General features: G+C 67.1%; 14 protein-coding genes. 8 read left to right on the top strand and 6 right to left on the bottom strand.

The annotated features are described in order from the left end of the window. The first annotated feature begins 8 nt into the window (after positions 1 to 8). From E2K76_RS11480 to E2K76_RS11450, 7 genes are all read left to right on the top strand, one after another. Entirely contained in the window at positions 9 to 662 is a 654-nt protein-coding gene (locus E2K76_RS11480) for an amino acid ABC transporter permease (protein WP_136684449.1), read from the top strand. Then, positions 655 to 1,377: an amino acid ABC transporter ATP-binding protein gene (locus E2K76_RS11475; RefSeq protein ID WP_136684448.1), complete on the top strand. Its 723-nt coding sequence runs from the start codon at positions 655 to 657 to the stop codon at positions 1,375 to 1,377. Before E2K76_RS11480 ends, E2K76_RS11475 begins: the two co-directional genes overlap by 8 nt. A 1-nt stretch (position 1,378) precedes the next feature. Further along, positions 1,379 to 2,560: an NAD(P)/FAD-dependent oxidoreductase gene (locus E2K76_RS11470; protein WP_136684447.1), complete on the top strand. Its 1,182-nt coding sequence runs from the start codon at positions 1,379 to 1,381 to the stop codon at positions 2,558 to 2,560. A 1-nt stretch (position 2,561) separates the two neighbouring features. Beyond that, positions 2,562 to 3,563 (top strand): 4-hydroxyproline epimerase, encoded by a 1,002-nt coding sequence (locus tag E2K76_RS11465; protein ID WP_136684446.1) that lies wholly within the window; start codon positions 2,562 to 2,564, stop codon positions 3,561 to 3,563. After that, on the top strand, positions 3,560 to 5,191 hold the full coding sequence (gene lhpI, locus E2K76_RS11460) for a cis-3-hydroxy-L-proline dehydratase (protein WP_136684445.1): 1,632 nt from the start codon (positions 3,560 to 3,562) through the stop codon (positions 5,189 to 5,191). Before E2K76_RS11465 ends, lhpI begins: the two co-directional genes overlap by 4 nt. A gap of 159 nt (positions 5,192 to 5,350) precedes the next feature. Then, positions 5,351 to 6,262, top strand: coding sequence for a sulfurtransferase (locus E2K76_RS11455; protein ID WP_136684444.1), 912 nt, complete (start codon positions 5,351 to 5,353; stop codon positions 6,260 to 6,262). A 52-nt stretch (positions 6,263 to 6,314) separates the two neighbouring features. Then, a complete protein-coding gene (locus E2K76_RS11450) occupies positions 6,315 to 7,457 on the top strand; it encodes a YeeE/YedE family protein (protein ID WP_220432220.1) in 1,143 nt (380 codons plus the stop codon). Here the strand turns inward: E2K76_RS11450 and E2K76_RS11445 are convergent. Genes E2K76_RS11445 through E2K76_RS11425 form a run of 5 tightly spaced genes read right to left on the bottom strand, consistent with a single transcriptional unit; the run spans position 7,452 to position 12,212 of the window. Then, entirely contained in the window at positions 7,452 to 8,210 is a 759-nt protein-coding gene (locus E2K76_RS11445; RefSeq protein WP_220432219.1) for a 5-formyltetrahydrofolate cyclo-ligase, read from the bottom strand. The two genes, E2K76_RS11450 and E2K76_RS11445, sit on opposite strands and share 6 nt — an antisense overlap. Before the next feature lie 14 nt (positions 8,211 to 8,224). Continuing rightward, the gene (locus tag E2K76_RS11440) at positions 8,225 to 9,754 is read right to left on the bottom strand and encodes an ABC transporter permease (protein ID WP_136684442.1); all 1,530 of its coding nucleotides are present in this window, start codon (positions 9,752 to 9,754) and stop codon (positions 8,225 to 8,227) included. Continuing rightward, the gene (locus tag E2K76_RS11435) at positions 9,744 to 10,502 is read right to left on the bottom strand and encodes an ABC transporter ATP-binding protein (protein WP_136684441.1); all 759 of its coding nucleotides are present in this window, start codon (positions 10,500 to 10,502) and stop codon (positions 9,744 to 9,746) included. Before E2K76_RS11435 ends, E2K76_RS11440 begins: the two co-directional genes overlap by 11 nt. After that, on the bottom strand, positions 10,502 to 11,464 hold the full coding sequence (locus E2K76_RS11430; protein WP_136684440.1) for an ABC transporter substrate-binding protein: 963 nt from the start codon (positions 11,462 to 11,464) through the stop codon (positions 10,502 to 10,504). Before E2K76_RS11430 ends, E2K76_RS11435 begins: the two co-directional genes overlap by 1 nt. 22 nt (positions 11,465 to 11,486) lie before the next feature. Beyond that, positions 11,487 to 12,212, bottom strand: a complete 726-nt coding sequence (locus E2K76_RS11425; protein ID WP_136684439.1) for a 5-formyltetrahydrofolate cyclo-ligase — start codon at positions 12,210 to 12,212, stop codon at positions 11,487 to 11,489. Between the two features lie 96 nt (positions 12,213 to 12,308). On the opposite strand from E2K76_RS11425, the gene E2K76_RS11420 reads away from it, so the two are divergent. Beyond that, positions 12,309 to 13,157, top strand: coding sequence for a MurR/RpiR family transcriptional regulator (locus E2K76_RS11420; protein WP_136684438.1), 849 nt, complete (start codon positions 12,309 to 12,311; stop codon positions 13,155 to 13,157). Here the strand turns inward: E2K76_RS11420 and E2K76_RS11415 are convergent, their stop codons facing one another. Beyond that, positions 13,158 to 13,547 (bottom strand): helix-turn-helix domain-containing protein, encoded by a 390-nt coding sequence (locus tag E2K76_RS11415; RefSeq protein WP_220432218.1) that lies wholly within the window; start codon positions 13,545 to 13,547, stop codon positions 13,158 to 13,160. Positions 13,548 to 13,696: the final 149 nt, after the last annotated feature.

Raw genomic sequence — 13,696 nt, 5'->3', positions numbered from 1 at the left:
GAGCCACGATGTTCGACACAGCCCTCACATGGAACGACATGGCCTTTCTGGCCCAAGGCGCGTGGATGACGCTGATGGTCACCGCCGTCGCGGTGGTCGCGGGCACGGTCATGGGGATCGTCTTTGGCGTGCTGCGCTATCAGGCGGGACCGTATTGGTCGCTGCCGCTGACCTTCGTTCTGGACATCTTCCGGTCCGTCCCGCTGCTCATCCAGCTTGTGCTGGGCAATGCGTTCCAGTCCATCGCGCGGCTGGGCTGGGACCCGTTCACCACGTCCTGCGTGATCCTGTCGCTCTATACCGCCGCCTATTGCACCGAGATCGTGCGCGGCGGGATAGAGGCGGTGCCCCCCACCACCCGCCGCGCGGCACGCTCGCTTGGCATGACATGGCGGCAGGACATGATGCACATCGTGGCCCCTCTTGCGACACGCGTGTCGCTGCCCGCATGGATCGGCCTGACGCTGGGCGTTCTGAAGGATTCCTCGCTGGTCCTCTGGCTCGGCCTGATCGAGCTTCTGCGCGCGTCGCAGATCCTCGTGACGCGGCTGCAAGAGCCGCTGTTCATCCTGCTGATCTGCGGTGCGATCTATTTCCTCATCAGCTTCCCCATCGCCCGTCTTGGCGGTTATCTTGAAAAACGGTGGTCCCCCAATGATTGAGATCCACGACGTCCGCAAATCCTTCGGCCCGCTGGAGGTTCTGAAGGGGATCGACCTGACCGTGAACAAGGGCGAGGTTCTGACCGTGATCGGCGGATCGGGGTCCGGCAAGTCCACGCTGCTGACCTGCATCAACGGGCTGGAGCCGATCGATTCCGGCCGCATCCTGATCGACGGGACCGAGGTTCACGCCAAATCCACCGACCTGAACAAGCTGCGCCGCAAGGTGGGCATCGTGTTCCAGCAATGGAACGCGTTCCCGCACCTGACCGTGCTGGAAAACGTGATGCTGGCCCCGCGCAAGGTGCTGGGCATCCCCAAGGCGGATGCGCGGGCCATCGCGGTGAAGCAGCTTTCGCATGTCGGGCTGGGGGAAAAGCTGGACGTCTATCCTTCGCGCCTGTCGGGGGGACAGCAGCAGCGAATGGCCATCGCGCGGGCGCTGGCGATGTCGCCCGACTACATGCTGTTCGACGAGGTGACATCCGCGCTGGACCCGCAGCTGGTGGGCGAGGTGCTGGACACGCTGCGGATGCTGGCCCGCGAAGGCATGACCATGATCTGCGTCACGCACGAGATGAAGTTCGCGCGCGAGGTGTCGGACCGCGTCGCCTTCTTCCATCAGGGCGTGATGATGGAGATAGCGCCCCCGGCCGAATTCTTCGGCAACCCGCAAACGCCGGAACTGCAGAAGTTCCTGTCGGCCACGCACTGACATGGACGCCATCGTCATCGGCGCGGGGGTCGTCGGGCTGTCCTCGGCGCTGGCCTTGCAGGCGCGGGGGCTGCGGGTCATGGTGCTGGACCGCAGCGGCCCTGCGGCGGGGGCGTCGGCGGGCAATGCCGGGGCCTTCGCCTTCACCGACATCCTGCCGCTTGCCTCGCCGGGGATACTGCGCAAGGCGCCGGGCTGGCTGATCGACCCGCTGGGGCCGCTTTCGGTCCCGCCTGCCTATGCGCTGCGGATCGCGCCGTGGATGTATCGCTTCTGGCGGGCCTGCTCGCCCGCCCGCGTCGCGGCATCGACCGCCGCCCAGACAGCGCTGATGGACCTGTCGAAAGCCGAGTTGGAGCCGTTCCTGCGCGCCACCGGCACCCATCACATGCTGCGGCGCGACGGGAACCTTCAGGTCTATGAATCGCAGGCGGAACTGGACGCGTCCCTGCCCGGCTGGCAGGCCCGCGCCGATCACGGGATCGAATTCCAGCACATGCGCGCGGACGAGATGGCGGTGCTGCAACCGGGCCTTTCGCCGCGCTTCACGCATGGCACCTTCACCCCCGGCTGGTTTTCCATCGACGATCCGCGCCTTTTCACGCTGGCGCTGGCGGAACGCTTCACCGCCAATGGCGGCATCCTTCGGCAGGACGAGGTCACCGATCCGGCCAGCCTTCAGGCCCGCCACATCATCCTTGCCGCAGGCGCGCATTCCCACCGCCTCGCCCCCGAAAAGATCCCGCTGGAGACCGAGCGCGGCTACAACACCACCCTGCCCGCCGATGCGTTCGATCTGCGCCGCCAGATCACCTTCGGCGGCCACGGCTTCGTCATCTCGCGCCTCTCCACCGGCATCCGGGTCGGCGGCGCGGTTGAACTGGGCGGGCTGGAACGGCCGCCGAACTTCAAACGGGCCGAGGCGATGCTGAAAAAGGCCGCCGCCTTCCTGCCCGGTCTGCGCACCACGGGCGGCACGCAATGGATGGGGTTCCGCCCGTCCCTGCCCGACAGCCTGCCGGTCATCGGCCCGTCACGCGCCGATCCGCGCATCATCCATGCCTTCGGCCACGGCCATCTGGGTCTGACGCAGGCCGCAGGCACGGCGCGGCTGGTTGCCGATCTGGTCACCGGGGCCGCGCCCGCCATCGACATCACCCCCTTCTCGGCACAAAGGTTCTGACATGCCCACCCATACGTTTTCCTGCATCGACGGGCACACTTGCGGCAATCCCGTCCGGCTGGTGTCCGGCGGCGGGCCACGGCTTGACGGCGCGACGATGCTGGAGAAGCGCGCCCATTTCCTGCGCGAATTCGACTGGGTCCGCACCGGCCTGATGTATGAGCCGCGCGGGCATGACATGATGTCCGGCTCGATCCTCTATCCGCCGACGCGGCCCGATTGCGACGTGGCGGTGCTGTTCATCGAAACCTCGGGGTGTTTGCCGATGTGCGGGCACGGCACCATCGGCACGATCACCATGGCGATCGAAAACGGCCTCATCACCCCCCGCACGCCGGGCAAGCTGTCCATCGACGCCCCGGCGGGCAAGGTGGACATCACCTATCGCCAGGAAGGCCGCTTCGTCGAGGAGGTGCGCCTGACCAACGTGCCCGGATATCTGCATGCCGAAGGTCTGACCGCCGAGGTGGAGGGCTTGGGCGAGATCGTCGTCGATGTGGCTTATGGCGGCAATTTCTATGCCATCGTCGAGCCGCAGAAGAATTTCCGCGACATGGCCGATCATACGGCGGGGGAATTGGTCGGCTGGTCGCCGAAGCTGCGTGCGGCGCTGAACGCGAAATACGAATTCGTCCACCCCGAACACCCCGAAATCAACGGGCTGTCGCATATCCAGTGGACGGGCGCGCCGACGGTTCAGGGCGCCCATGCCCGCAACGCGGTGTTCTATGGCGAAAAGGCCATCGACCGTTCGCCCTGCGGCACCGGAACCTCGGCCCGGATGGCGCAGCTGGCGGCCAAGGGCAAGCTGGCGGTGGGCGACACGTTCATCCACGAATCCATCATCGGCAGCCTGTTCAACGGGCGCGTCGAGGCCGCCGCCACCGTCGGGGGCAAGCCCGCCATCATCCCTTCCATCGCCGGTTGGGCGCGGATGACCGGCTACAACACCATCTTCATCGACGACCGCGACCCCTTCGCGCATGGGTTAATCGTGAAATGACCGGGGTCGCGCTGGTTCCCGGCACCGCCTCCGGCCCGGTGATCGCCAGCGCCGAGGGGCTCAGCTTCTGGGGCGGGGTCGATCCGGCGACGGGGGTGGTGATCGACGCGCATCATCCGCTGCACGGGCGCTGCATCACCGGGGCGGTGCTGATGATGCCGACCAGCCGCGGCTCCTGCACCGGCAGCGGCGTGCTGCTGGATCTTGCGCTGACCGGCCGCGCCCCCGCCGCCCTGATCTTCCGCGAGGCCGAGGACATCCTGACCCTTGGCGCGCTGATCGCCGGGCGGATGTTCGACCGCGCCCTTCCCGTCCTGCGCCTTGGAGCCGCCGATTTCGACGCCATCGCCGCAAGCGGCCATGCCGCGATCACCCCCGGCCATGTGAACGGCATTCCCCTGACCGCGCCGCCCGCCGCGCTGGCCCTGACCGACCACGACCGCGCCCTGCTGGCCGCCCCCGCGACCCGGCTGGCGATGGAGGTGATCTGCACCATGGCCGCGAACCAGGGGGCCACCGCGCTGACCGATGTGACGCAGGCGCATATCGACGGCTGCATCTATGCCAGCCCCGCCAACCTGCGCTTTGCCGAGGCAATGGCCGATATGGGCGCGCAGGTCCGCATCCCGACGACGATGAACGCAATCTCGGTCGATCGAGCGAACTGGCAGGCGCAGGGCGTGCCGCCGGATTTCGGCATCCCCGCCAGCCGCCTTGCCGATGCCTATGTCCGCATGGGGGCGCGCCCGACCTTCACCTGCGCGCCCTATCTGCTGGACAGCGCGCCGGGCGCCGGAGAGTCGGTGGCATGGGCCGAATCCAACGCCGTCATCTATGCCAATTCCGTGCTTGGCGCGCGCACGGTGAAACATCCCGATTTTCTGGACCTGATGATCGCGCTGACGGGCCGCGCGCCGCTTTCGGGCGTCTATCTGACCGAAAACCGCCGCCCAGCGCGGATATTGGAGGTCGAGGCGCAGGAGCGCGATGATGCGTTCTGGCCGCTTCTGGGCTATGTTGCGGGGCTGAAATCGCCCGACCGCATCCCGCTGCTGCGCGGGATCGGCCATGCGACGCTGGACGGGCTGAAGGCGCTGTGCGCGGCCTTCGGCACCACTTCTGCAGCGCCGATGCTGCATGTCGAAGGCGCAACACCGGAGCCGCTGCCCCCGGCGGATGCCGACACGCAGCGGATCACCCGCGCCGACCTTGCCGCCGCGTGGCAGCAGTTCAACCGCGGGCCCGAGGCGGTCGATCTGGTGGCGCTGGGCAGTCCGCATTTCTCGATCACCGAATGCCGGGCGATGGCGGCGCTGGTCAGGGGTCGGCGGGCGACGGTCCGCACCATCGTCACCTGCGGGCGGGACGTGATCGCCGCCGCCCGCCACGACGGCACTCTGGCCGCGCTGGAGGCGTTCGGCGCGACCGTCATCCCCGACATCTGCTGGTGTTCCATCTCCGAACCCGTCTTCCCGCCCGAGGCGCGGTCGCTGATGACCAATTCCGGCAAATACGCCCATTACGCGCCGGGGCTGTCCGGCCGCGCCGTCCGCTTCGGCAGCCTTGCCGATTGCGTGACCGCCGCCGCCACCGGATCGGCACCGGGCCTGCCCGGCTGGCTTGGCTAAACCAGACCGCGGCAAATCAGCACCCCCCGGAGTTTGCGATTTTTCATATGCCGCATGAACGTCGCGCGGTGGGACCAGGCGCGATCTGCGCCGATCTTTGGAATGGAACGCGGCACCCTCGCCGTTACGCTGGTGTCATGAATTGACCCGCGAGGATACATGATCCGAATTCTTTTGACCTCTGCCGCCACCGCCCTGACGCTGTCGCACGCAGCCCTTGCCAGCGACGGCCCGCTGGTCACCGCGGAATGGCTGGAACAGAACCTCGATGCCGAAGGCATCAGCGTCATCGAGGTTTCGGTGAACCCCGGCGTCTATGAACGCGGCCACATTCCCGGCGCCACGAATGTGGTCTGGCACACGGATCTGGTCGATCCGGTGCGCCGCGACATCGCCTCGGGCGAGCGGATTCAGGAACTCCTGCGCGCGGCGGGCGTGAACGAGGATACGACCGTCATCCTCTACGGCGATACGAACAACTGGTTCGCCGCTTGGGGCGCATGGGTTCTGGACGTCTATGGCGTCCAGAACGTGAAGCTGCTGGATGGGGGTCGCAAGCTGTGGGAGGCGGAAGGCCGCGCGCTGGACACGGCGGCCCCCGCCCATCCCGAAGGCGCGATCACCGTCGCCGATGCGGATGCCACCAAGCGGGCCTTCATCGCGGATGTGGTCGCCGCGTCCGAGGGTGGCAGCGCCGACATCATCGACATCCGCTCTGCCGACGAGTTTTCCGGCAAGATCATCGCCCCCGAGGGGTTCAAGGAAACCGCGATCCGGGCAGGCCACGTGACCGGCGCGATCAACGTGCCCTGGGGGCAGGCGGTGCAGGAAGACGGCCGCTTCAAATCGCCCGAAGCGTTGAAGGCGCTGTATGCCGAGGCCGGGGTGGATGGATCGCGCCCCATCATCACCTATTGCCGTATCGGAGAGCGGTCGAGCCACACATGGTTCGCCCTGTCCAAGATCCTTGGCTATGACGTGCGCAACTATGACGGATCGTGGACGGAATACGGCAACGCCGTCGGCGTGCCTGTGACCAATGTCGCCGGGCTGGTCTGGACCGGGCAATAGGGCTTTGCGTGCCCGCCCCGCGCGGCGGGCACGGATCATTTCCGGACGGATCATGACGACCCGCAACGCATTCGCCGCCGCCCTTCTTGCGGCCCTCTTCTGCTCCATCTTCCTGCTGCTGCCGCAGCGCGATGCACTTGGACGGCCGCTTCCGCTCAGCTTTCTGCTGGGCGGCGCGTTCGGAGTGGTGCTTCAGCGCGGGCGGTTCTGTTTCTGGTGCAACTGGCGCGACCTGCTGGAAGGCCGCGGCAGCAATGGCGTCGCGGCGATCCTGATCGCGCTGATGGTCGGCAGCCTCGGATATGCCGCGATCTATGGCGCGTGGCTGCCGAACCCATCCTCGGGCCGCCTGCCGCCGGATGCCCATATCGGCCCAGCGTCGCTGACGCTCGCCCTCGGGGCAGCGGCGTTCGGGTTGGGCATGGCGCTTTCGGGGTCCTGCATCTCGGCCCACCTTTACCGGCTGGGCGAAGGATCGGCGGGATCGGTGATCAGCTTGGCCGGCGCCCTTCTGGGCTTCGGCCTTGGCTTTGTGTCGTGGAACACGCTGTATCTGTGGGATGTGCAGTCCAGCCGTCCCGTCTGGTTTCCAGCCTCCATCGGCCATGGCGGCTGGCTTGCGGTGCAGCTTGCGGCACTGGCGGCGCTGCTTTCATGGGCGATGCGCGGCTGGCAGAGCGCGCCCGCCGCATCGCCGTGGGAGGCCGTGTTTCGCCGCAGATGGCCCGCCCCGGTCTCGGGCATCCTGACCGGGCTGATCGCGACCATCGCCTATTTGCGCGTCGGCCCTCTGGGCGTCACCGCCGAGCTTGGATCGATCGCCCGGACGACCGGGACATGGGCCGGCCTGCTGCCCGAGGGTCTGATGGGGCTGGACGGGCTGGCGGGCTGCGCGACCGTGGTGAAGGAAGCAATCCTGTCGCGTAACGGCGTCTTCGTGGCGGGGCTCGTGCTGGCAAGCTTCGCCTCGGCCCGGTTGGCGGGGGATTGGGCGCCCACCCTGCCCCCGCGCGCCGCCATCCCGCGGCTGCTGATCGGCGGTGTGCTGATGGGGTGGGGCGCGATGGTGGGCCTTGGCTGCACGGTCGGCGTCATCCTGTCGGGCACGATGGCGGGATCGCTGTCCGGCCCGATCTTTGCCGCCGCCTGCATTGCCGGGGCAACGGGCGGCTGGCTCGTCATGCGCAGGCTATAGCCCCATCGCCTTCAGCTCCTGAAGCGGCGGGATCGTCTCGTACATGTGCGGATCGAGCCGGTCCCAGACGATGCCGCAGGTCGGCTTGTGCGGCGCCGCCACGGGGATCGTCCGCGTGGGCGTGAAGACCACGTCCATCACGGTGTCATAGACGTCGGGGGTCAGCGTCTCGGTCAGCAGTTGGCAATCATGCACCACGGCGGCGGCGGGGGTCGCGACGGTGATCCGCTGCAACTGATACAGCATCCCCCATTCGGCATCGAAGAAGCCGTGGCCCTTGCCGAACCGCACGCCTTCGGTGTTGATCGCGCCCGTCCCGGTGACCATGAAATCGACGGGGGGCAGGGTCGCGATCTCCATCAGGGTCAGCGGCTGGCCGATCCGCTCCATCCCGTCCAGCGTGGACGCATAAAGATACAGCGACGGATCGATCTTGGCCGGGTCCAGCAGCCAGAACCCGCGCTTGATGGAGTAGGTGGTCATCAGCACGATCTTGCCGTCCTGCAACGCGCGCAGGCGCAGGCGGTCAAGGCAGTTGTCCGGCGTGATGAAGATCAGCTTGGCATCGCGGTAATAGTCGTGGTCGATCAACCGGGCGACCGCCTCCTCGCCGCCGTCGAAATCCGCGATGAATTCGCCGAAGTCGAAATGGAAACGGCTGTCGGGAACGGCGACCTTGCGCAATTCGGACCAGACGCGGTTGCGCACCTCGGTCTTGTGCCGGTCGATCTCGGCAACGGTCATTTCGGTCATGTCGGTTCCTTCGCTTAGGCGGCGGTCGTCATGCCGAGCCGGGCAAGAACCCGGCGTTCGATCCAGACGACGACCTGATAGAAAAACACGGAAAGCAGCACGGACAGAACGGCGACCGTCCAGATCATCCCGTAATCGAGATATCCGCGCGACTGGTTCAAAAGGTTGCCCAGCCCCGTGCCGGTAGCCAGCCATTCGGCGGTCATCACCCCCAGCAGGGCGCGCGGCACCGCAAGACGCAGCGCGGCAAAGACATAGGGCGCGGATGCCGGGATCGACACGAGCCGCAGCACCGTCCAAGGGCTGGCACCATAGGCGCGCGGCACGTCCAGCGCCGACCGCGCCACCATCTGCAACCCTTGGGCCATGGTGACGAAGGCCGGAAAGAACGTGACCGACACCGTGATCCACAGGATGACCGACGGCCCGCGCCCGAAGATCAGCACCAGAAGCGGCGTCAGCGCGACCAGCGGCATCGTCTGCGTGACCAGCGCCACCGGCATGAAGGCCCGCACGATCCCGGGCCGCAGCACCGATCCAAGCGCCAGGGCAAAGGCGAAGCCGAGGCCCAGCGCGATCCCGACGGCGGTGATCGGCAGCGTCTGCGCCAGCGCGTCCAGAATCCGCTCGCCCGCCTTGTTCGGCAACATCAGGTAATCCACCAGCGCCATTGGTGTTTTCGCGATCATCGCGGGCGCGCCGCTGGCGGCGATCAGCCCCCACCAGACAGCGAAGGGCAGCAGCACCGACCCCGCCGCCAAGGCCGCGCGCTGCCACAGGGGCCTAGGCGCATCGCCCGCAGGCGGCGTCGCGGCAACCGTCACCGCCACGGTCGATGCCGTGACACGCGCCGCGATCATCGCGAAGACGGCATATCCGACCCCCGCCAGCACCGTCGCCGCCAGCCCGATCCCCCACAGCCGCGCCGGGTCCGCGCGACCAAGCGAGCCGATCAGATACGCGCCCAGCCCGAACCGCCCGCCGCCGCCGAACTCGGCCAGGATCGACCCCAGCACCGCCGCAGGGGCCGCGATCCGCAGCGCGCCAAGGATCTGCGGCACGGCGGACCGCAATTCCACCAGCCGCAAGGATGCCAGACGCCCGCCGCCATAGGCGCGGATCACGTCGCGCATCCTCGCATCGGCCTGCGTGATGCCGGTCACGGTCGCGGTCATGGTCACGAAATAGCAGCCCAGCGCCGCAAGGATCACCCGCGGCGTCATGCCCGTGGTCATCAGCGTCAGGATCGGCGCGATGGCGATGGCGGGCAGCGCAAAGATCGCAATGTTCACCCCCCGCGCCAGCCGCGCCGCGACCGGGGAGACGGCGAACAGCACCCCCGCCAGAACCGCGACCAGATTGCCGATCAGAAAACCGATTCCCGCCCCCTGCATCGTCGCCCAGACATGCATGGGATAATCGCCCCGATCCGCCCAGAACCGGATCGCGATGGCCGAAGGCGCCGGCAGCGCCCCGCCCGCGACCAGCGCCAGACGCCCGACCAGTTCCCACAAGGCCAGCGCAAGGATCGCCCTAATGGCCATCGAGCGCCCCTGCGATTTCGGCCTCCAGCGCGGCGAATTCGGGCGTGCCGAACAGCTCTGCCCGGCGCGGGCGCGGGAACGGGATGTCGATCACGCGCGCGATCCGCCCCGGACGGGCGGCCATCACCACCACGCGGTCGGCCAGAAAGATCGCCTCGTCGATGCCATGGGTGACCAGCAGCGTCGTCGTGCGGCTCTCCATCCAGATGCGCTGCAATTCGACATTCATCTGGCGGCGCAGGATCTGGTCCAGCGCGCCGAACGGCTCGTCCAGAAACAGCATCTCGGGGTCGTTGACCAGGGCGCGGGCGATGGCGACGCGCTGGCGCATGCCGCCCGAAAGCTCTCCCGGCAGGGCCTTTTCGAACCCGGTCAGCCCGACCAGCGCGATCAGTTCCGCGATGCGCGCGGCATCATGCGGACGGCGCAGCACATCGAAGGGCAGCGCGATGTTGTCCTCGACGCTGCGCCACGGCAGCAGCGCGGCGTCCTGAAACGCGATCCCGGTCAGCCCCTTGCGCGCCGCCTCGGCCGGGGACAGCCCCCCGACCGAGACGCGCCCCGCATCCGGCAGGTCCAGCCCGACCGCCAGCCGCAGAAGCGTGGATTTCCCGCAGCCCGAAGGACCGATCAGCGCGGTGAACGCCCCCGGAGCAACCTCCAGCGAGACGCCCGACAGCGCCGCGACCCTGCCGCCGCGCCCGTCGAAATGGCGCGAGACGCCGGAAAGGGACAGACCGACGGGCATCAGATTTCTTCAAGCAACGTGGTGTCGAAGTGATCGCGCGTGGCGGCGATGCCGACCTTGGCCAGCGCCTCGATATTGGCTGCGATCGCGTCTTCGGACATGGCGAAGATGCCGCCTTCGGCTTCGATCAGCGGTTTCTGCGCGGTGTTGAAGAACACCTCGTTGTCGATCTCGCGGCCCGTGCCTGCGAACCAGGTATCGGCCCATGTCGGCGGGTATTTCGCCGGATCGACCAGATTCTCCTCCCATCCCTTGCGGGATGCGCGCAGGAAGGCGACCAACTCGCCGCGCCGCGATGCCAGCACGTCTTCGGTCACGACCACCGTGTCGTTGAACACGGTATAGCCGTGGTCATACAGCAGGAAGGACGTCGCCTCCTCGCCCGCCAGCTTGATCGTATAGGGCACGTTGGTCGTGAAATCGACCGAGGCGTCGATCTCGCCCCGGATCAGCGGCGTCGGATCATAGGCATAGGGGACGATGGTCAGCTGATTGCGCGTGATGCCGTTCGCGGCCAGCATCGCCTCGACCGAGATGACGTTGACGGGCGGCACGGCCAGCGTCTTGCCGATCAGGTCCTTCGGCTCGTTGATCGGGGCCTTGGCCAGCGACACGATGCCCAGCGGGTTCTTCTGGTATTGCGCGCCGATGATCTTGAAAGGGGCACCCTGTTCCGTGATCGCCTTGATCGTGGTGTCGGGCGTCGTCAGCGTCAGATCCGCCCGCCCGGTGATGAGCGTGCTTTCCGGGATCACGTCCGGCCCGCCGGACAGATAGGTCAGATCCAGCCCCTCGGCGGTGTAATAGCCGTTGTCGGCGGCAAGGAAATAGCCCGCGAATTCCGCGTCGTTGATCCAGCTTGCCTGAAACGCGAAGGGCGTGGCCGCCCGCCCGCGCATCGGCATCAACGCGGCTGCACCCGCAAGGCCAAGGAAAAGGCGGCGGTCAAGGGAAAGGGTCATGGAAAGCTCCCGGCTTCGGTGTTCAGGCGATGCCCCGGTCCTGCGCCAATTCGCGCAGCGGGGGGATTGTGTCGATCATATCCGTGTCGATCCCGTCCCAGCGGACGCCGCGCGGCCTGCGGCCCTGCCGCGCCACGACGACCAACCGGGTCGGCGTCGCGATCAGGTCCACGGGCAGATCGCCGTCCGACAGGTGCAGAAGATCGTCCACAAGCTGCACGTCATGGGTGATGGCTGCGATCTTCGTGCGCTCGTCCACCAGACCCAGATGCGAAAAGATGCCCCATTCCAGATCGAGGAACGTATGCCCGCGGCCAAAGCGGATACCGTCCACCGACACCGCGGATGCGCCGGTCGCGACCAGTCCGATCCGCCCCATCGCCGCCAATGCGGCAAGGTCCAGCGGCCGGGCATGGCGTTCGATCACGTCCAGCGTCGCCAGATCCTCGGGGGCCAGGGCGGGCATCGCGGCGGGATCGACCAGCAGGAACCCCCGGCGCAGGTTGTAGCTGGCCATGAGGAAGCTGCGCCCTTCGCGGATCAGATGCGCGCGCAGGGCCAGCATCGCATTGTCGGGGGTGACGAAGCACAGCGCATCGGCCAGATGGGCGATCCGCCCCGTGGCGACGTCCGATCCTTGGAAATCGGGAACGAACTGTTCGAAATCCAAATGGAACCGGGCATCGGGCCGCGCGACGGGCGCAAGCCTGTCCCAGATGCGCTGGCGGATGAGGCGGGGATGCTGCATGGAATCGCTGTGTGGGGTTTCAGTGTTTCATTTCTATGAAACCAATGTTTCATCTTTGCAAGAGGGGTGCTAATCTTTTCCGGACGGAGGTGACCGATGGCATCAAGACTGGTCCTCAGGATTCAGGAAAACTACGACCGGCTGACGGCGGGCGAGCAGAAGCTGGCGCAGCTGATCCTTGACCGGCAGGACGACATCCTGACCTTTCCCGCGTCCGAGATCGCGCGGTTGGCGGGCGTGTCCAAGGCCACGGCGGCTCGGTTCTTTCAGCATCTGGGTTACAGCGATTTCAACGAGGTGAAGGCACAGGCGCGCGAGGAACGCGACCGCGCGGCACCGTATGAGATGTCGCTGGCGCAGTCGGGACAGGTCGCGATGGGCCGCACCATCGGCGCCCATCTGGAACTGGAGTTGAAGAACCTGACCCGCACCTTCGAGGAGATGCGCTCCGACACCCTTGCCGCCGCGACCGACCTGATCGCGGAAGCGCCGCGCATCTGGGTTCTGGGTCTGGGCCTCGATGAAGGGCTGGCGCGCTATGCCCGGCTGCAACTGGCGCGGCTGCGGCATGGGGTGCTGCTGCTGGGCATCGGGCAAAGCGCGCTGGCCGAAGAGCTGGCGATGCTTGGCCCGAAGGACGTGCTGCTGCTGATCACCCTGCCGCCCCACGCGGCGATGCTGAAGCCGCTGCTGTCCTATGCCCGCACCAGCCGGCTGTCGATCGTGACCTTGACAGATCGCGGGTCGCAGCTGGAGCTTCAGCGCCTGTCGGACGTGGTGCTGCCCTGCCATGTCGCCAGCTTCGGGCTTGGCCCATCGAATACGGCGCTGGCCAGCGTGATCCGGCTTCTGGCGCTCAGCTATGCCGCCAAGGCCGGGGCTTCGGCGCTCCAGCGCAGCGACATCATCGCGGCGATCAAGGAAGAGATCATGGACATGTCCTGATCACGCCTGCAATCCCGGCCGAAAGCCGCGGGCGGCCAGCGCGGCGGCGGCCGTGCGTGTGTTGACCCCAAGCGCACGCAACAGCGCCGAGACATGGACGCGGACGGTCGATGGCGAAATGCTCAGCCGCCGCGCGATGGTCTTGTTGGTGTGCCCCTCGACCAGCAGCTCCAGAACGTCGCGCTGACGGCCCGAAAGGCGCGCCAGCGCATCCTCGGGGCAAGGCGCGGCGACCTCGGCCTGCGGCGAGATCATGATGACCTGCGCATCCGGGTGCAGCTGTTCGATGATCTGGCGCATGTCGTCCTGAAAAGCGGGGTTGGCATTGGCGATAATGATCTTGGTGCGGATATCTTCCCCTTCGGCGTCGGGCGTCATCAAATCCTTCACGGGTGTCTCCTCTGGGCATCTGAAGAAAATAGACGTTTCGCAAAGATGCCCCGATTCCCCGCAAGGGGCAGCCCGGATCGCCCAAAACACGGGATCGAGGCGATTTTCTGCGTGTTTCGCGCCTTCGCCCTGCGCAAGTTCCCGCCGAA

The sequence above is a fragment of the Falsirhodobacter xinxiangensis genome (genome assembly GCF_004959935.1).
Taxonomy (GTDB): domain Bacteria; phylum Pseudomonadota; class Alphaproteobacteria; order Rhodobacterales; family Rhodobacteraceae; genus Falsirhodobacter; species Falsirhodobacter xinxiangensis.
This window is presented reverse-complemented; position numbering and strand designations above follow the sequence as displayed.

Coding starts and splice junctions, on each gene's coding strand:
- E2K76_RS11480 (WP_136684449.1), top strand. CDS start 9: ATGTTCGACACAGCCCTCACATGGAACGACATGGCCTTTCTGGCCCAA.
- E2K76_RS11475 (WP_136684448.1), top strand. CDS start 655: ATGATTGAGATCCACGACGTCCGCAAATCCTTCGGCCCGCTGGAGGTT.
- E2K76_RS11470 (WP_136684447.1), top strand. CDS start 1,379: ATGGACGCCATCGTCATCGGCGCGGGGGTCGTCGGGCTGTCCTCGGCG.
- E2K76_RS11465 (WP_136684446.1), top strand. CDS start 2,562: ATGCCCACCCATACGTTTTCCTGCATCGACGGGCACACTTGCGGCAAT.
- lhpI (WP_136684445.1), top strand. CDS start 3,560: ATGACCGGGGTCGCGCTGGTTCCCGGCACCGCCTCCGGCCCGGTGATC.
- E2K76_RS11455 (WP_136684444.1), top strand. CDS start 5,351: ATGATCCGAATTCTTTTGACCTCTGCCGCCACCGCCCTGACGCTGTCG.
- E2K76_RS11450 (WP_220432220.1), top strand. CDS start 6,315: ATGACGACCCGCAACGCATTCGCCGCCGCCCTTCTTGCGGCCCTCTTC.
- E2K76_RS11445 (WP_220432219.1), bottom strand. CDS start 8,210: ATGACCGAAATGACCGTTGCCGAGATCGACCGGCACAAGACCGAGGTG.
- E2K76_RS11440 (WP_136684442.1), bottom strand. CDS start 9,754: ATGGCCATTAGGGCGATCCTTGCGCTGGCCTTGTGGGAACTGGTCGGG.
- E2K76_RS11435 (WP_136684441.1), bottom strand. CDS start 10,502: ATGCCCGTCGGTCTGTCCCTTTCCGGCGTCTCGCGCCATTTCGACGGG.
- E2K76_RS11430 (WP_136684440.1), bottom strand. CDS start 11,464: ATGACCCTTTCCCTTGACCGCCGCCTTTTCCTTGGCCTTGCGGGTGCA.
- E2K76_RS11425 (WP_136684439.1), bottom strand. CDS start 12,212: ATGCAGCATCCCCGCCTCATCCGCCAGCGCATCTGGGACAGGCTTGCG.
- E2K76_RS11420 (WP_136684438.1), top strand. CDS start 12,309: ATGGCATCAAGACTGGTCCTCAGGATTCAGGAAAACTACGACCGGCTG.